This window comes from Streptomyces sp. NBC_00454 (assembly GCF_041434015.1).
Lineage (GTDB): Bacteria > Actinomycetota > Actinomycetes > Streptomycetales > Streptomycetaceae > Streptomyces.
Genome location: NZ_CP107907.1, coordinates 1,157,743 through 1,175,240, shown reverse-complemented (window position 1 = coordinate 1,175,240; position 17,498 = coordinate 1,157,743). Strand labels below are relative to the sequence as shown.

Below are 17,498 nucleotides of genomic sequence, written 5' to 3'. Positions count from 1 at the left end.
TCTGGTGGGGTGATGGGTGGCTGGTCGTTGCTTGAGAACTACACAGTGGACGCGAGCATCTGTAGGCCAAGTTTTTAAGGGCGCACGGTGGATGCCTTGGCACCAGGAACCGATGAAGGACGTGAGAGGCCGCGATAGGCCCCGGGGAGCTGCCAACTGAGCTTTGATCCGGGGGTGTCCGAATGGGGAAACCCGGCAGTCGTCATGGGCTGTCACCCACTGCTGAACACATAGGCAGTGTGGAGGGAACGCGGGGAAGTGAAACATCTCAGTACCCGCAGGAAGAGAAAACAACCGTGATTCCGGGAGTAGTGGCGAGCGAAACCGGATCAGGCCAAACCGTATGCGTGTGATACCCGGCAGGGGTTGCGCATGCGGGGTTGTGGGAATTCTTTTGATCGGTCTGCCGGCCGGTCGGCGAGTCAGAAACCGTTGATGTAGTCGAAGGACATGCGAAAGGTCCGGCGTAGAGGGTAAGACCCCCGTAGACGAAACATCAGCGGCTTGCTTAAGAATCTCCCAAGTAGCACGGGGCCCGAGAAATCCCGTGTGAATCTGGCGGGACCACCCGCTAAGCCTAAATATTCCCTGGTGACCGATAGCGGATAGTACCGTGAGGGAATGGTGAAAAGTACCGCGGGAGCGGAGTGAAATAGTACCTGAAACCGTGTGCCTACAAGCCGTGGGAGCGTCGCCGTTATTCTTCGGAATAACGGTCGTGACTGCGTGCCTTTTGAAGAATGAGCCTGCGAGTTAGCGGTGTGTAGCGAGGTTAACCCGTGTGGGGAAGCCGTAGCGAAAGCGAGTCCGAATAGGGCGATTGAGTTGCACGCTCTAGACCCGAAGCGGAGTGATCTAGCCATGGGCAGGTTGAAGCGGAGGTAAGACTTCGTGGAGGACCGAACCCACCAGGGTTGAAAACCTGGGGGATGACCTGTGGTTAGGGGTGAAAGGCCAATCAAACTCCGTGATAGCTGGTTCTCCCCGAAATGCATTTAGGTGCAGCGTCACGTGTTTCTTGCCGGAGGTAGAGCACTGGATAGGCGATGGGCCCTACCGGGTTACTGACCTTAGCCAAACTCCGAATGCCGGTAAGTGAGAGCGTGGCAGTGAGACTGTGGGGGATAAGCTCCATGGTCGAGAGGGAAACAGCCCAGAGCATCGACTAAGGCCCCTAAGCGTACGCTAAGTGGGAAAGGATGTGGAGTCGCAGAGACAACCAGGAGGTTGGCTTAGAAGCAGCCACCCTTGAAAGAGTGCGTAATAGCTCACTGGTCAAGTGATTCCGCGCCGACAATGTAGCGGGGCTCAAGCGTACCGCCGAAGTCGTGTCATTGCAGCAATAGGGCCAACGCCCGCTGTGATGGGTAGGGGAGCGTCGTGTGCCGGGTGAAGCAGCAGCGGAAGCTAGTTGTGGACGGTTCACGAGTGAGAATGCAGGCATGAGTAGCGATACACACGTGAGAAACGTGTGCGCCGATTGACTAAGGGTTCCTGGGTCAAGCTGATCTGCCCAGGGTAAGTCGGGACCTAAGGCGAGGCCGACAGGCGTAGTCGATGGACAACCGGTTGATATTCCGGTACCCGCTTTGAAACGCCCAATATCGAATCAGGCGATGCTAAGTCCGTGAAGCCGTTCCGGACCCTTCGGGGAAAGGAAAGTGGTGGAGCCGACGAACCAGACTTGTAGTAGGTAAGCGATGGGGTGACGCAGGAAGGTAGTCCAGCCCGGGCGGTGGTAGTCCCGGGGTAAGGGTGTAGGCCGAGGGGTAGGCAAATCCGTCCCTCATATAAGGCTGAGACCTGATGCCGAGCCGATTGTGGTGAAGTGGATGATCCTATGCTGTCGAGAAAAGCCTCTAGCGAGTTTCATGGCGGCCCGTACCCTAAACCGACTCAGGTGGTCAGGTAGAGAATACCGAGGCGTTCGGGTGAACTATGGTTAAGGAACTCGGCAAAATGCCCCCGTAACTTCGGGAGAAGGGGGGCCATCACTGGTGATCGGATTTACTCCGTGAGCTGGGGGTGGCCGCAGAGACCAGCGAGAAGCGACTGTTTACTAAAAACACAGGTCCGTGCGAAGCCGTAAGGCGATGTATACGGACTGACGCCTGCCCGGTGCTGGAACGTTAAGGGGACCGGTTAGTCACATTTCGGTGTGGCGAAGCTGAGAACTTAAGCGCCAGTAAACGGCGGTGGTAACTATAACCATCCTAAGGTAGCGAAATTCCTTGTCGGGTAAGTTCCGACCTGCACGAATGGCGTAACGACTTCTCGACTGTCTCAACCATAGGCCCGGTGAAATTGCACTACGAGTAAAGATGCTCGTTTCGCGCAGCAGGACGGAAAGACCCCGGGACCTTTACTATAGTTTGATATTGGTGTTCGGTTCGGCTTGTGTAGGATAGGTGGGAGACTTTGAAGCTGTGACGCCAGTCATGGTGGAGTCGCCGTTGAAATACCACTCTGGTCGTGCTGGATGTCTAACCTCGGTCCGTGATCCGGATCAGGGACAGTGTCTGATGGGTAGTTTAACTGGGGCGGTTGCCTCCCAAAAAGTAACGGAGGCGCCCAAAGGTTCCCTCAGCCTGGTTGGCAATCAGGTGTTGAGTGTAAGTGCACAAGGGAGCTTGACTGTGAGACCGACGGGTCGAGCAGGGACGAAAGTCGGGACTAGTGATCCGGCGGTGGCTTGTGGAAGCGCCGTCGCTCAACGGATAAAAGGTACCCCGGGGATAACAGGCTGATCTTCCCCAAGAGTCCATATCGACGGGATGGTTTGGCACCTCGATGTCGGCTCGTCGCATCCTGGGGCTGGAGTCGGTCCCAAGGGTTGGGCTGTTCGCCCATTAAAGCGGTACGCGAGCTGGGTTTAGAACGTCGTGAGACAGTTCGGTCCCTATCCGCTGTGCGCGTAGGAATATTGAGAAGGGCTGTCCCTAGTACGAGAGGACCGGGACGGACGAACCTCTGGTGTGCCAGTTGTCCTGCCAAGGGCATGGCTGGTTGGCTACGTTCGGGAGGGATAACCGCTGAAAGCATCTAAGCGGGAAGCCTGCTTCAAGATGAGTATTCCCACCTCCTTGAGAGGGTAAGGCTCCCAGTAGACGACTGGGTTGATAGGCCAGATGTGGAAGCCCGGTAACGGGTGGAGCTGACTGGTACTAATAGGCCGAGGGCTTGTCCTCAGTTGCTCGCGTCCACTGTGTTAGTTCTGAAGTAACGAACTGTGTTCATATCCGGTTGGTTAACTTCATAGTGTTTCGGTGGTCATAGCGTTAGGGAAACGCCCGGTTTACATTCCGAACCCGGAAGCTAAGCCTTTCAGCGCCGATGGTACTGCAGGGGGGACCCTGTGGGAGAGTAGGACGCCGCCGAACAATCATTGTAGAAGAGCCCCGTACCAGGGAACTGGTACGGGGCTCTTCTGCGTTTACGGCCCGGTCGGACGCCTCCTGTAGGGTCAGGGGGCATCGTTCGACGCTTTTTCTACAGTCAGTGGAGGCCCCCGGGTGGAGGTCCAGGAGACTCGGGTTCAGACCGACCGAATTTTCACCATTCCGAACATCCTGAGCATGGCTCGCCTTGCCGGCGTACCCTTGTTCCTGTGGCTGATCCTGGCCAAGCACGACGGTTGGGCGCTCGCCGTTCTCATGCTCAGCGGGATCAGTGACTACCTCGACGGGAAGTTGGCCCGGCGCTGGAATCAGATCAGCAACCTCGGAAGGCTGCTGGATCCGGCTGCAGACCGGCTCTACATCCTGTCCACGCTGTTCGGTCTCACGTACCGCGGGATTCTGCCGATCTGGCTCACGGCGGCCCTGCTCGCACGGGAGCTGATGCTTCTGGTGATGGTCTGGATCCTGCGCCGCCACGGCTATCCGCCGCCGCAGGTCAACTTCCTCGGCAAGGCGGCTACCTTCAACCTGATGTACGCCTTCCCCTTCTTGCTGGTCAGTGAAGGGACGGGCTGGTTGGCCTGGACCGGGTCCGTTTTCGGATGGGCGTTCGCCGGATGGGGTACAACCCTCTATTGGTGGGCAGGAATCCTTTACGTGGTGCAAGTCCGCCGGCTCGTGAAGGCGGACGCCACGGCCGATTGAGCTCGCTCGGCGCCTGACTGACGCGCAGGAGTGGTCCAGTCACCGTCCGGGAGGGGCGAGGTCGGCGAAGACGCCGTCTCTCAAGGAGGACCTTTCCGACATGAAGGCCGTCGTGATGGCTGGTGGTGAAGGCACTCGCCTTCGTCCCATGACCTCAAGCATGCCCAAGCCGCTCCTGCCGGTGGCCAACCGGCCCATCATGGAGCACGTGCTCAGGCTGCTCAAGCGGCACGGGCTCAGCGAGACCGTGGTCACCGTGCAATTCCTGGCATCACTCGTCAGGAACTACTTCGGTGACGGCGAAGAGCTCGGAATGGAGCTCACCTATGCCAACGAGGAGAAGCCACTCGGGACCGCCGGCAGTGTGAAGAACGCCGAGGAGGCCTTGAAGGACGACACCTTCCTGGTCATCTCCGGCGACGCGCTCACGGACTTCGACCTCACCGACCTCATCGCCTTCCACAAGGAGAAGGGCGCACTCGTCACGGTGTGCCTGACCCGGGTGCCGAACCCGCTGGAATTCGGCATCACGATCGTGGACGAGGAAGGCAAGGTCGAGCGCTTCCTGGAGAAGCCGACCTGGGGTCAGGTGTTCTCGGACACCATCAATACGGGCATCTACGTGATGGAGCCCGAGGTCTTCGACTACGTGAGCCCGGACGTATCGGTGGACTGGTCCGGTGACGTCTTCCCGCAGCTGATGAAGGAAGGCCGGCCCATCTACGGCTACGTGGCCGAGGGCTACTGGGAGGACGTCGGCACCCACGAGAGCTACGTCAAGGCCCAGGCCGACGTGCTCGAGGGCAAGGTCCAGGTCGACATGGACGGCTTCGAGATCTCCCCCGGGGTCTGGATCGCCGAAGGGGCCGAGGTGAGCCCGGACGCGCTGCTGCGGGGGCCGCTGTACATCGGGGACTACGCCAAGGTCGAAGCCGGTGTGGAGATCCGTGAGCACACCGTCATCGGGTCGAACGTGGTCGTCAAGAGCGGCGCGTTCCTGCACAAGGCCGTCGTGCACGACAACGTGTACATCGGCCCGCACAGCAACCTCCGGGGCTGTGTCATCGGCAAGAACACCGACATCATGCGGGCCGCCCGGATCGAGGACGGGGCCGTCATCGGTGACGAGTGCCTCGTCGGCGAAGAATCGATCATCCAGGGGAACGTGCGGGTCTATCCCTTCAAGACGATCGAGGCGGGCGCCTTCGTCAACACGTCGGTGATCTGGGAGTCCCGGGGGCAGGCACATCTGTTCGGTGCCCGTGGGGTCTCGGGAATCCTGAACGTGGAGATCACCCCGGAACTGGTGGTCCGGCTCGCAGGCGCGTACGCGACGACCCTGAAGAAGGGGGCGACGGTCACCACCGCCCGTGACCACTCCCGAGGCGCGAGGGCGCTCAAGCGCGCCGTGATCTCGGCCCTCCAGGCCAGCGCGATCAACGTCCGCGACCTGGAAAACGTACCGCTGCCCGTGGCGCGCCAGCAGACCGCACGCGGCAGCGCGGGCGGGATCGTGCTGCGGACCTCGCCCGGTGTGCCGGACTCGGTGGACATCATGTTCCTCGACGAGCGGGGGGCGGACCTCTCGCTCCAGGGTCAGCGGAAGCTGGACCGGGTGTACGCGCGCCAGGAGTACCGGCGGGCGTTCCCCGGCGAGATCGGCGACCTGCAGTTCCCGGGCAGCGTCTTCGACGCCTACACCGGTTCGCTGCTGCGCCGGGTGGACATCACCGGGGTCGCGGATTCCGGTCTCAAGGTGGTCGTGGACGCCTCCAACGGCAGCGCCGGGCTCGTGCTGCCCAGCCTGCTGGGCCGGCTCGGGGTGGACGCCCTCACCGTCAATCCGGGGCTCGACGAGTCCCGGCCGACGGAGACCGTCGAATCCCGGCGGGCCGGGCTGGTGCGGCTGGGCGAGATCGTCGCGTCCTCCCGGGCCGCCTTCGGGGTGCGCTTCGACCCGGTGGGGGAGCGGATCTCCCTCGTCGACGAGCGCGGGCGGATCATCGAGGACGACCGGGCGCTGCTGGTGCTGCTCGATCTGGTGGCCGCCGAGAAGCGCAGCGGCAAGGTGGCGCTGCCGGTGACCACGACGCGGATCGCCGAGCAGGTGGCGGCGTACCACGGCACCCAGGTGGAGTGGACGACGACCTCGCCCGACGATCTGACCCGGGTGGGCCGGGCGGAGAACACCATCTTCGGCGGCGACGGGCGGGGCGGTTTCATCGTCCCGGAGTTCAGCAGCGTCTTCGACGGGTCGGCGGCCTTCGTGCAGCTGATAGGGCTGGTGGCGAGGACGCAGCTCACGCTGAGCCAGATCGACGCCCGGATCCCGCGGGCGCACGTGCTCAAGCGGGACGTGCCGACCCCGTGGGCGGTGAAGGGGCTCGTCATGCGGCGGGTCGTGGAAGCGGCCGGTGACCGGCAGGTGGACACCACGGACGGGGTACGGGTGGTCGAGGCCGACGGGCGGTGGGCGCTGGTGCTGCCGGACCCCGCGGAGGCGGTCACCCACGTGTGGGCCGAAGGTCCCGACGACGCCTCCGCGCAGGCGCTGCTGGACAGCTGGGCAGCGGTGGTGGACGGAGCCGGGCACTGAGCACCACGTACGGAACGCGATAGGTCCGCCGGAACGCGATAGATCAGCCGGAACGCCATAGGTACACAAGTCCGGTGGGCCGGGCGGGGTGAAGCCCCCGCCCGGCCCACCGGACGGGCGCATTCGGCGTGTGCGGTGCCGACATGCGACGATGTGCGGCATGTCGCAGCCGCCCCACAACCGGAGTTCGGCGTCGCCTCCCGCGCGCCCGGACGCTTCCATGTCGCTGCTGACGCACGTGATGGACCACAGTCTCGACGAGGGCTACGCGGAGGCCTCCGCCCGGCGCGAGTCGGACGGCACGGCGGGCCTGCCGCGCACGCTCAAGGCCAAACTGGGCCTCGCCGCCGGGCTGGTGCTCGCCGCGATGGTCGTCACGCTGGGTGCGGCGCAGGCGCGGGTTGCCGCGCCGGTGCTGGCCAAGGAGCGTCAGGAGCTCATCGACCGGGTCGACCGGGCCGACGCGCACGCGGACGGCCTGGAGCGGGACATCGAGAGGCTGCGGGGCGCCGTCGCCGACCGGCAGCGCGAGGCGCTCAAGCAGCACGGCGGTGACCAGGGCCAGCTCGTGGCCCTGCTGTCCGGGGCCACGGAGGTGCGCGGGCCCGGGATCAAACTGACGGTGGACGACGCGAAGGGCGCGTCCACGGGCAACGGTTCCAAGCCGCGCGAGAACACCGGTTTCTCGGATACCGGCCGGCTGCGCGACCATGACCTGCAGAAGATCGTCAACGGGCTGTGGCAGTCCGGGGCCGAAGCGATCTCGATCAACGGGCAGCGGCTGACGTCGCTCTCGGCGATCAGGGCCGCCGGTGACGCGATACTGGTCGACAACAGGCCGCTGGTGCCGCCGTACGAAGTACTGGCGATCGGCGACAAGAAGAAGCTCGGAACCGCCTTCCAGGACTCCGCGGACGGCCAGTACCTGCACGTGCTGCAGGAGAGCTACGGGATCCGCTACACCCTGTCCCCCGAGGACGAGGTACGGCTGCCCGCCGCGTCGAGCCTGACCGTACGTACAGCCACAGCAGTAGAGCAGCAGAAGGGTGCATCGTGATCGCGGTACTGGGCCTCGTGGTCGGAGTGGTGGTCGGACTTCTGGTCCGCCCCGAAGTGCCGGCCGTGGTGGAGCCTTATCTGCCGATCGCCGTGGTGGCGGCGCTGGACGCGGTGTTCGGGGGCTTGCGCGCGATGCTGGACGGCATCTTCGTGGACAAGGTCTTCGTGGTGTCGTTCCTGTCCAACGTGGTCGTGGCCGCGCTGATCGTCTTCCTCGGCGACAAGCTGGGCGTCGGTTCGCAGCTGTCCACGGGTGTGGTCGTCGTTCTCGGCATCCGCATCTTCTCCAACGCCGCGGCCATCCGCCGGCACGTGTTCCGGGCGTGAGGCCGATGAGTACGAACGACACCCCGCCCGAGGAGCCTCAGGAGGGTCCGGGCCGGAGCTCCGCCCCGGCCGAGCCCGAGGAGACCGGCCGGCAGCGGCTGGCGGCAGGCCTGTGGCCCCCGCGGGTGAGCCGGGCCCAACTGATCGTCGCGGTGCTGCTGTTCGTCCTGGGGCTCGGTCTGGCGATTCAGGTACGGTCCAATAGCGACTCCAGCGCGCTGCGCGGGGCCCGGCAGGAGGACCTCGTACGGATCCTCGACGAGCTGGACGGCCGGACCAAGCGGCTGGAAGACGAGAAGCAGAAGCTCGAGGAGCAGCGCAGGGAGCTGGAGAGCAGCTCGAACCAGGCCGAAGAGGCCCGGAAGCAGACGGTCGAGAAGGAACGTCAACTCGGGATCCTGGCCGGTACGGTGGCCGCGCAGGGGCCGGGGATCGTGCTGAAGATCTCCGATCCCAAGAACCAGGTGCAGTCGGACAAGCTGCTGGACACCCTCCAGGAGCTGCGTGCCGCCGGGGCCGAGGCGATCCAGATCAACGGTGTGCGGATCGTGGCGGGCTCGTACTTCTCGGACGAGGGCAGCGGGGTCGCGATCGACGGTAAGAAGATCACACAGCCCTATGAATTCAGGGTGATCGGCAAACCGCAGGACCTGGAGCCGGCGCTCAACATTCCGGGTGGCGTGGTCCAGTCGCTGGAGAAGGAGCAGGCGGTCGTCACCGTCACACGACCGGCGAAGATCGTCGTGGATGCCTTGCGGGCTGCGAAGCAGCCTGACTACGCTCGGTCGTCATCGCCGTGAGGCGGGACGCAGAGCAGACCGGCTCACGCGGGCGGATGCCTGCGGGGGGTCGGCGCACCGAAGTCGTGGTACGTGGTGGAAACTGTCTGATGGTTACGGACGTTGTGAGAATGTCCGGGTCGGCAGGTGTTGCATTCGGAGTTCGTCCTGCCCCACGGGCGGGTCTGTTTCGGTCAAGGGGAATCGCCCGTGAAGTTGTTTGAGAAGTTGTTCGGCAAGAAGAACCGCGAGGAAAGCGGTGCGGCCAGGCACCGCGCGGGGCATGGAGACGTGGAAGGGCAGGGCGACCGGCCGCTCTTCCGTGACGAGGTGGCGGGCGCGGGTGATATTTCGGGCGCGCAGGGCGCGTCGACTGTTGACCCTGCCGGTACCGGACGCATAGGTTTCGGTGAACCATCAACCTCAAGTACGGGTGGAGGGTTTAACCCCGACCCGTATGCCACCAATGCCTCCGCGGGGCAGCCGCGGCGCGAGGAGCCGTCCATGTCGGCCGAGCAGATTTGCAGCAGGTGCGGGCACCGCAGCGATGCGGCGAGCCGATTCTGCTCCAACTGCGGGGCGCCGCTGCGGGCGGGTCTGACGCCGGAGCGTGCCTCGGAGACCACGTCCACCATTTCGATCTCGGGCCTCGAGGCCTACGAGGCCGAGGTGTCGGGACAAGCGCACGCGTCGTCCTCGCTGTCCCCCGAGGCCCAGGCCGCGGTGGAAGCACTGCCTCCGGGTTCCGCTCTGCTCATCGTGCGGCGCGGCCCCAACTCCGGCAGCCGCTTCCTCTTGGACGGAGAGCTGACGACGGCCGGCCGGCACCCGCAGAGCGACATCTTCCTGGACGACGTCACCGTCTCCCGGCGCCATGTCGAGTTCCGCAGGAGCCACGACGGCGGTTTCACCGTCGCCGATGTCGGCAGCCTCAACGGCACGTACGTGAACCGTGAACCGATCGACTCCGTCTCCCTCCACAACGGCGACGAAGTGCAGATCGGCAAGTACCGGCTGGTCTTCTACGCGAGCCTGCGGGGCATCTGACCCTCCTCCGGATCCTGTCCGGGGGACTCCCCAGGGAAGGTCCCATGCTGCGCACCCCGACAGGCGGTGCCGGAAACGGCACCGCCGCCTCGGCCCGACGGCTGGTGAGCATCGGAACGGTGCTCACGATGCTGCGTGAAGAGTTCCCCGAAGTCACGATCTCGAAGATCCGCTTCCTGGAGGCGGAGGGGCTCGTGGAGCCCCGGCGCACACCTTCCGGATACCGCAAGTTCAGCACCGACGACGTGGAGCGCCTCGCCCACATCCTCCGGCTCCAGCGCGATCACTACCTTCCGTTGAAGGTCATCCGCGAGCAGCTCGACGCGCTCGTCCGCGGCGAGCAGATCCGCATCCCCGCGCCCACCGCGCACGGGGAATCCGTCGACCCCACGAGCCCCGTGGTCATCTACGGCGAGGTGGGCCGGGAGCGGCCGACCGTGGCCCGGGTGGGCCGGGCCGAGCTGATCGCCGCCGCGGAGGTGGACGAGGTACAGCTCGTCGAATGGGAGTCGTACGGGCTGATCGCGGAGGCGCCCGGCGGCGGATTCGACGCCGAGGCGGTCACCGTGGCCCGTCTGGTGGCCGATCTCGGGCGGTTCGGGCTGGAGCCGCGCCACCTGCGGGCGATGAAGGCCGCCGCCGACCGGGAGGCCGGTCTGGTCGAACAGGTCGTCTCACCGCTTCGCCGCCACCGCAACCCGCAGACCAGGGCACATGCCGAGGCCACTTTGAAGGAGCTCGCGGGGCTCTCCGTACGGCTGCACGAGGCCTTGGTGCAGACGGCGCTCGGGGTGCGGCTGCACTGATCCGGGGGGCCCTCGGAGGAGTCGCGGGGGGCTCCTGCGGGCAGCCTTGGGGGAGCCCGACTACCCAAACCGGCCGGGCAGGTCCTAGGGTTGCTGTGTGAACGAGCTCGACGTTGTGGGTGTCCGGGTGGAAATGCCCTCCAACCAACCGATCGTTCTCCTGCGTGAAGTGGGAGGCGATCGATACCTCCCCATCTGGATCGGACCAGGGGAGGCGACCGCCATTGCCTTCGCGCAGCAGGGCATGGCTCCTGCCCGGCCGCTGACGCACGACCTGTTCAAGGACGTGCTGGAGGCGATCGGCGAGGAACTCACCGAAGTCCGGATCACGGATCTGCGGGAGGGTGTCTTCTACGCGGAGCTCGTCTTCGCCAGCGGGGTCGAGGTGAGCGCGAGGCCGTCCGACGCCATAGCGCTCGCCCTGCGCACCGGGACGCCGATCTACGGCAGCGACGGCGTGCTGGACGACGCCGGAATCGCGATCCCGGACGAGCAGGAGGACGAGGTGGAGAAGTTCCGCGAGTTCCTCGACCAGATCTCGCCCGAGGACTTCGGCACCGGACCGCACTGAGCCCGGGGCCGTGGCGTCCTCCGGGCGTTCTCGACGCAGCCTCAAAGGAGATTGCAGCCCATTCGAGTAGCCTTTCCCCGCAATGGGGTACGGGAAACCACTCTCAGGGTGATTATCACTCGGCGTGCCGAGTGTGGCGATCGTTGACGCACCCCGGGTGACTGCCTACCTTCGAGGTGGCAGGTCAAGGACGGAGGGTCGGCGTGAGAGTCACGGGCGACGGTACGACCGGGGGCATCCCCGCACGGAGTGACGGTGGGCCGTACCCGCTGCACGGTGGTGCGGTGAGTTCCGCGCGCCGTCAGCCGGAGCCCGCGCCGGTCGGTTCGATGGGGCCGGTGGGGCCCCAGGGTGGCGAGGCGGCACCCGAGCAGGTCGGCTACCGCGGGCCGACGGCATGTGCCGCGGCCGGCATCACCTACCGGCAGCTCGACTACTGGGCGCGCACGGGGCTGGTGGAGCCGAGCGTGCGTCCCGCGTACGGGTCGGGCACGCAGCGGCTGTACAGCTTCCGGGACGTGGTCGTCCTCAAGATCGTCAAGCGTTTCCTGGACACCGGGGTGGCGCTGCAGAACATCCGCACCGCCGTGCAGCACCTGCGTGACCGCGGGTTCTCGGACCTCGAGCGCATGACGCTGATGAGCGACGGCGCCACGGTCTACGAGTGCACCTCGCCGGAACAGGTCGTCGGCCTGCTCCAGGGCGGTCAGGGAATCTTCGGGATCGCCGTCGGGGTGGTCTGGCGCGATGTCGAGAACGCCCTGTCGCAGCTCCACGGCGAGCGCGTGGACACCGGTGAGACGGTGGTCGGGCACAACCCCGCCGACGAGCTGGCCGCGCGGCGCAACCGGGCCGTCTAGGTCGTCCTAAGCCGTCTCCAGAGCACGTTTCACCGAGGCCGTCGGCCCCGGCCCGCCTCCGCGGCGGGCCCGGCCGGACGGCCTCGGGTCTTTTGTCAGTGGCGTAGGGCAGCATCGGTGCTGTGAGAGCCGCGCCGACCATCATGCATCTGGACATGGACGCCTTCTACGCGTCCGTGGAGCAGGCGTCGAAGCCGAGCCTGCGCGGCAAGGCCGTCATCGTCGGCGGGCTCGGTCCGCGCGGGGTCGTCGCCACCTGTTCGTACGAGGCCAGGCGGTTCGGGGTCCACTCGGCGATGCCGACCGCCCAGGCGAGGCGGCTCTGCCCGAACGGCGCGTACCTGATCCCGCGCTTCGGCCTGTACCGGGCGGTCAGCGACACCGTCATGGCCCTCCTGCGCGAGCTGTCGCCGCTCGTGGAGCCGCTGAGCCTGGACGAGGCCTTCGTGGACCTGGAGGCGGGCGGGGTCGCCTTCGACGCGGAATCCGCCCGGGCCGTGGGGGAGCGGCTGCGGGCCGACATCATGGCCGCGACCGGGCTCAGCGGATCGGTCGGGCTGGCCGGGTCCAAGATGCTGGCCAAGGTGGCCTCCGAGGAAGCCAAGCCCGCGGGGCTGCTGCTGATCGAGGTCGGCACCGAGCGGGCGCATCTCGCGCCGATGTCGGTACGGACCCTGCCCGGGGTCGGGCCGGCCACCGGGGAGCACCTGCGGCGGGCCGGGATCACCACGGTGGGGGAGCTGGCGGCGGCCGGCGAGGACGAGCTGGTCCGGATGGTGGGGCGCTCGCACGGGGTCGGGCTGTACCGGATGGCCAGGGGCGTGGACGAGCGTCCGGTGGTCGCCGAGCGCGATGCGAAATCGGTGTCGGTCGAGGACACCTTCGACGTGGACCTGCACGACCGGGTCCGGATCCGGGGCGAGGTGCAGCGGCTCGCCGACCGCTGCGTGCGGCGGCTGCGGGAGTCGGGGCACTCGGGGCGGACCATCGTGCTCAAGGTGCGGCGGTACGACTTCTCGACGCTGACCCGGTCCGAGACCCTGCGGGGGCCGACCGACGACCCGGCGGTAGTGGGCGAGGCCGCGGCGCGGCTGCTGGAGTCCGTGGACACCACGGGCGGGGTGCGGCTGCTGGGGGTGGGGGTCACGGGGCTGGCGGACTACACGCAGGAGGACCTGTTCGCGTTCGCGCTGGCCGCCGATGCGCTGGCCGCTGCGGGGGAGGGGGAGCCCGCTGGGCCGGATGGGGTCGGTGGGGCCGAGGAGACGGGTGCGGTCGCCGACGCGGAGGGCTCCGCAGGGGCTCCGGCCGGGGCGGACTCCGGGGACGGCGGCGGACCGCCCGGTGAGGGCGATGCCGGCGCCGGGCGGCAGTGGCACGCCGGGAGCGACGTGCGCCACGCGGTGTACGGGCCCGGGTGGGTGCAGGGCAGCGGGGTCGGGCGGGTGACCGTACGGTTCGAAGAGCCCGGCTCGGAGCCGGGCCGGGTGCGGACGTTCCGGGTGGACGACCCCGAGCTGGAGCCGTCCGATCCGCTTCCGCTGGTGGGGACGGGTGGTGTGACCTGTTAGCCCTCGTCGCCCGCCAGGCGGCCGAAGTCGCGGTGGAACTCGCTGGGGAGGGCCACGTCGAGTCCGTAGTGGTGGTAGAGCTGCAGCTCCTGTTCGGGGGAGAGGTGGCGGCCGACGCCGAAGTCGGGGGCGTCCTTGATGAGGGAGCGCTCGAAGGGGACGCGCAGGGTGTCGCCCACCAGCTCGCTGGGTTCCAGGGGGACGAAGGCGTCCCGGCTGAAGAGGCCGGTGCGGACGGCGGCCCATTCCGGGACGCCCGTGGCATCGTCGAGGTAGACCTCGTCGACGGTGCCGATCTTGGCGCCATTGCGGTCGAATGCCTTGCGGCCGATCAGGCTGCGGGGATCGATGTCGGTCTGCACGGTCCGGTCCCTCCATTGGGGCGCAACTCCTCCGTAATGACTACAAAAGTGCATTTCCGGGGAGGGGGCCACTCGGGGAGGGCCCGAGATCCTCGCTGGTAGGCTGGGTGACGGCTGTTGACCCTGTGCGGGAGAGTCCTCCGAGTGAGTAAGACGGGGGCGCCGAAGGAGCAAATCCTCCCCGGAATCTCTCAGGCATACGTACCGCACGTGGTGAGGCCACTCTGGAAAGCAGGGGCGGTACCGGGCGCGCAGTGCCGGTTCCTCTCCTCACCGACGGTGAAAGCCGGACCCCCGGGAGACCCCCGCGTGGCCCGGTGAAGCTCTCAGGTTCGATGACAGAGGGGGAGGCCGTCCGGGTGCCCGCGCCGTGGTGCCCCTCGCAGGTCGTACGACCCAGGAGGCCTCCGTACATGACCGCCAACCGCATTCCGCTCTCCCAGCTGGAGCGAGGCATCCCCTTCGAGCAGCGCCACATCGGCCCTGATGCCGAGGCGCAGGCGAAGATGCTCGCCCAGGTGGGCTACGGCTCGCTGGACGAACTGACCGCCGCGGCGGTGCCGGATGTGATCAAGACCACTGCCGCGCTGAACCTGCCCGAGGCGCGGACCGAGGCCGAGGTGCTCGCCGAGCTGCGTCAGCTCGCCGACCGCAACCAGGTCCTCTCCTCCATGATCGGCCTGGGTTACTACGGCACCTTCACGCCGCCGGTGATCCTGCGCAACGTCATGGAGAACCCGGCCTGGTACACGGCGTACACGCCGTACCAGCCCGAGATCTCCCAGGGCCGCCTGGAAGCGCTGCTGAACTTCCAGACCGTCGTCGCCGAGCTGACCGGACTGCCGACCTCCGGTGCCTCCCTGCTGGACGAGGGCACCGCGGCCGCCGAGGCCATGACGCTGGCCCGCCGCGTGGGCAAGGCCAAGGGCAACGTCTTCCTCGTCGACGCCGACGCGCTGCCGCAGACCATCGCCGTGATCCAGACCCGCGCCGAGCCGATCGGCATCGAGGTCGTCGTCGCCGACCTCTCCGAGGGCATCCCGGCCGAGGTCACCGAGCGCGGCATCTACGGCGTGCTCGTCCAGTACCCGGGCGCCTCCGGTGCCGTACGGGACATCAAGCCGGTCATCGACCGGGCCCACGAGCTCGGCGCCATCGTCGCCGTCTCCGCCGACCTGCTCGCCCTGACCCTGCTCACCTCCCCGGGCGAGCTGGGCGCGGACATCGCGGTCGGCACCACCCAGCGCTTCGGCGTCCCGATGGGCTTCGGCGGACCGCACGCCGGCTACATGGCCGTCCAGGCCAAGCACGCCCGCTCGCTGCCCGGCCGCCTCGTCGGCGTCTCCGTGGACGCGGACGGCAACAAGGCCTACCGCCTGGCCCTCCAGACCCGCGAGCAGCACATCCGCCGCGAGAAGGCCACCAGCAACATCTGTACCGCGCAGGTGCTGCTCGCCGTCATGGCCGGCATGTACGCGGTCTACCACGGTCCCGACGGCCTGCGGACGATCGCCCGCCGCACCCACCGCTACGCCGCCCTGCTCGCCGCCGGTCTGCAGGCCGGCGGGGTCGAGATCGTGCACGGCGCCTACTTCGACACCGTCACCGCCCGGGTTCCGGGCCGCGCCGCCGAGGTCGTGGCCGCGGCCCGCGAGGGCGGGGTCAACCTGTACCAGGTGGACGCCGACCTGGTCTCCGCCGCGTGCGACGAGACCACCCTGCGCGCCGACGTGGACGCGGTGTGGGCGGCCTTCGGGGTTTCCGCCGACCTGGAGGCGCTCGACGCCACCACGGCCGACGCGCTGCCCGAGGGGCTGCTGCGCGAGGACGCGTACCTGACCCACCCGGTCTTCCACCAGCACCGCTCCGAGACCGCCATGCTGCGCTACCTGCGCAAGCTCGCGGACAAGGACTACGCGCTGGACCGCGGCATGATCCCGCTGGGCTCCTGCACCATGAAGCTCAACGCGACCACCGAGATGGAGTCGGTCACCTGGCCCGAGTTCGGCCAGCTGCACCCCTTCGCCCCGGTGGAGCAGGCGGAGGGCTACCTCACGCTCATCACCGAGCTGGAGGAACGTCTCTGCGAGGTCACCGGCTACGACAAGGTCTCCATCCAGCCGAACGCCGGCTCCCAGGGTGAGCTCGCCGGCCTGCTGGCCGTCCGCGCGTACCACCGGGCGAACGGCAACGAGCAGCGCACCGTCTGCCTCATCCCGTCCTCCGCGCACGGCACCAACGCCGCGAGCGCCGTGATGGCCGGCATGAAGGTCGTCGTGGTCAAGACCGCCGACGACGGCGAGGTGGACGCGGCCGACCTGCGCGCCAAGATCGAGCAGTACCGCGACGAGCTCGCCGTCCTGATGATCACCTACCCCTCCACGCACGGTGTGTTCGAGGAGCACGTCGCCGACATCTGCGCCCAGGTGCACGACGCCGGCGGTCAGGTCTACGTGGACGGCGCCAACCTCAACGCCCTGGTCGGCCTGGCCAAGCCCGGTCACTTCGGCGGCGACGTCTCGCACCTGAACCTGCACAAGACCTTCTGCATTCCGCACGGCGGCGGCGGCCCCGGCGTCGGCCCGGTCGGCGTCCGGGCGCACCTGGCCCCGTACCTGCCCAACCACCCGCTCCAGCCGACCGCCGGTCCCGAGACGGGTGTCGGCCCGATCTCGGCCGCGCCGTGGGGCTCGGCCGGCATCCTGCCGATCTCCTGGTCGTACGTGCGCCTCATGGGCGGCGAGGGCCTCAAGCGCGCCACCCAGGTGGCGGTGCTCGGCGCGAACTACATCGCCAAGCGCCTGGAGCCGCACTACCCGGTGCTCTACACCGGACCGGGCAACCTGGTCGCGCACGAGTGCATCATCGACATGCGCCCGCTGTCCAAGGCCACGGGCGTCAGCATCGACGACATCGCCAAGCGCCTGATCGACTACGGGTTCCACGCGCCGACCATGTCCTTCCCGGTCGCCGGGACGCTCATGATCGAGCCGACGGAGTCCGAGGACCTCGCCGAGATCGACCGCTTCTGCGACGCGATGATCGCCATCCGCGCCGAGATCGAGCAGGTCGCCGGCGGCGAGTGGCCGGTGGACGACAACCCGCTGGCCAACTCCCCGCACACGGCGGCGGCGCTGGGCGGCGAGTGGAACCACCCGTACACCCGCGAAGAGGCCGTCTTCCCGGGCGGGATGTCGGCCGCGGAGAAGTACTGGCCGCCGGTGCGCCGCATCGACGGTGCCTTCGGTGACCGGAACCTGGTGTGTTCCTGCCCGCCGCTGGACGAGTACGACAACTAGGCCCTCGCGGCCCCCACGCCGGGGGCCGGGCGGTTCCGAGGCATGAGGAAGGGGCCGGTCCGGGAGTGGTTGCTCCCGGGCCGGCCCCTTTCGGCGCTCGTTGTCAGCGGACGGGTCC

12 protein-coding genes, 2 rRNA genes and 1 riboswitch are annotated in these 17,498 nt (G+C 67.2%); of the genes, 13 read left to right on the top strand and 1 reads right to left on the bottom strand.

Annotated elements, in window-relative coordinates; all coding sequences use genetic code 11:
- The first annotated feature begins 64 nt into the window (after nucleotides 1-64).
- The 12 genes from OHU74_RS05440 (at nucleotide 65) to OHU74_RS05385 (ending at nucleotide 13,719) form a co-directional block, all read left to right on the top strand.
- Nucleotides 65-3,188 (top strand): 23S ribosomal RNA (locus OHU74_RS05440).
- Nucleotides 3,189-3,262: 74 nt separating this feature from the next.
- Nucleotides 3,263-3,380 (top strand): 5S ribosomal RNA (gene rrf / locus OHU74_RS05435).
- 132 nt (nucleotides 3,381-3,512) lie between these two features.
- The gene (locus tag OHU74_RS05430; RefSeq protein WP_330295272.1) at nucleotides 3,513-4,103 is read left to right on the top strand and encodes a CDP-alcohol phosphatidyltransferase family protein; all 591 of its coding nucleotides are present in this window, start codon (nucleotides 3,513-3,515) and stop codon (nucleotides 4,101-4,103) included.
- 100 nt (nucleotides 4,104-4,203) lie between these two features.
- Nucleotides 4,204-6,699, top strand: a complete 2,496-nt coding sequence (locus OHU74_RS05425) for a mannose-1-phosphate guanyltransferase (RefSeq protein WP_330295271.1) — start codon at nucleotides 4,204-4,206, stop codon at nucleotides 6,697-6,699.
- 151 nt (nucleotides 6,700-6,850) lie between these two features.
- Entirely contained in the window at nucleotides 6,851-7,756 is a 906-nt protein-coding gene (locus OHU74_RS05420) for a DUF881 domain-containing protein (RefSeq protein WP_371614847.1), read from the top strand.
- Entirely contained in the window at nucleotides 7,753-8,085 is a 333-nt protein-coding gene (locus OHU74_RS05415; RefSeq protein WP_112452698.1) for a small basic family protein, read from the top strand. Before OHU74_RS05420 ends, OHU74_RS05415 begins: the two co-directional genes overlap by 4 nt.
- 5 nt (nucleotides 8,086-8,090) lie before the next feature.
- A complete protein-coding gene (locus OHU74_RS05410) occupies nucleotides 8,091-8,885 on the top strand; it encodes a DUF881 domain-containing protein (protein ID WP_371614846.1) in 795 nt (264 codons plus the stop codon).
- Between the two features lie 189 nt (nucleotides 8,886-9,074).
- Nucleotides 9,075-9,911 (top strand): FHA domain-containing protein, encoded by an 837-nt coding sequence (locus OHU74_RS05405; protein WP_371614845.1) that lies wholly within the window; start codon nucleotides 9,075-9,077, stop codon nucleotides 9,909-9,911.
- A 44-nt stretch (nucleotides 9,912-9,955) separates the two neighbouring features.
- The gene (locus OHU74_RS05400) at nucleotides 9,956-10,717 is read left to right on the top strand and encodes a MerR family transcriptional regulator (protein WP_371614844.1); all 762 of its coding nucleotides are present in this window, start codon (nucleotides 9,956-9,958) and stop codon (nucleotides 10,715-10,717) included.
- A gap of 97 nt (nucleotides 10,718-10,814) precedes the next feature.
- The gene (locus tag OHU74_RS05395; protein WP_330295267.1) at nucleotides 10,815-11,288 is read left to right on the top strand and encodes a bifunctional nuclease family protein; all 474 of its coding nucleotides are present in this window, start codon (nucleotides 10,815-10,817) and stop codon (nucleotides 11,286-11,288) included.
- Nucleotides 11,289-11,491: 203 nt separating this feature from the next.
- The gene (locus OHU74_RS05390; protein WP_330295266.1) at nucleotides 11,492-12,148 is read left to right on the top strand and encodes a MerR family transcriptional regulator; all 657 of its coding nucleotides are present in this window, start codon (nucleotides 11,492-11,494) and stop codon (nucleotides 12,146-12,148) included.
- A 122-nt stretch (nucleotides 12,149-12,270) separates the two neighbouring features.
- The gene (locus OHU74_RS05385; RefSeq protein WP_371614843.1) at nucleotides 12,271-13,719 is read left to right on the top strand and encodes a DNA polymerase IV; all 1,449 of its coding nucleotides are present in this window, start codon (nucleotides 12,271-12,273) and stop codon (nucleotides 13,717-13,719) included.
- Here the strand turns inward: OHU74_RS05385 and OHU74_RS05380 are convergent.
- Entirely contained in the window at nucleotides 13,716-14,081 is a 366-nt protein-coding gene (locus tag OHU74_RS05380) for a PRC-barrel domain-containing protein (RefSeq protein WP_371614842.1), read from the bottom strand. The two genes, OHU74_RS05385 and OHU74_RS05380, sit on opposite strands and share 4 nt — an antisense overlap.
- Nucleotides 14,082-14,199: 118 nt before the next feature.
- Nucleotides 14,200-14,298: riboswitch (glycine riboswitch) on the top strand.
- Between the two features lie 196 nt (nucleotides 14,299-14,494).
- Here OHU74_RS05380 and gcvP point away from each other — a divergent pair.
- The gene (gene gcvP / locus OHU74_RS05375) at nucleotides 14,495-17,380 is read left to right on the top strand and encodes an aminomethyl-transferring glycine dehydrogenase (RefSeq protein ID WP_371614841.1); all 2,886 of its coding nucleotides are present in this window, start codon (nucleotides 14,495-14,497) and stop codon (nucleotides 17,378-17,380) included.
- The last annotated feature ends 118 nt before the right edge of the window (nucleotides 17,381-17,498 follow it).

What these genes read in the sequence shown, in the direction of transcription:
- OHU74_RS05425 (WP_330295271.1), top strand. Translation starts at nt 4,204, where the DNA reads ATGAAGGCCGTCGTGATGGCTGGTGGTGAAGGCACTCGCCTTCGTCCC.
- OHU74_RS05420 (WP_371614847.1), top strand. Translation starts at nt 6,851, where the DNA reads ATGTGCGGCATGTCGCAGCCGCCCCACAACCGGAGTTCGGCGTCGCCT.
- OHU74_RS05410 (WP_371614846.1), top strand. Translation starts at nt 8,091, where the DNA reads ATGAGTACGAACGACACCCCGCCCGAGGAGCCTCAGGAGGGTCCGGGC.
- OHU74_RS05400 (WP_371614844.1), top strand. Translation starts at nt 9,956, where the DNA reads ATGCTGCGCACCCCGACAGGCGGTGCCGGAAACGGCACCGCCGCCTCG.
- gcvP (WP_371614841.1), top strand. Translation starts at nt 14,495, where the DNA reads ATGACCGCCAACCGCATTCCGCTCTCCCAGCTGGAGCGAGGCATCCCC.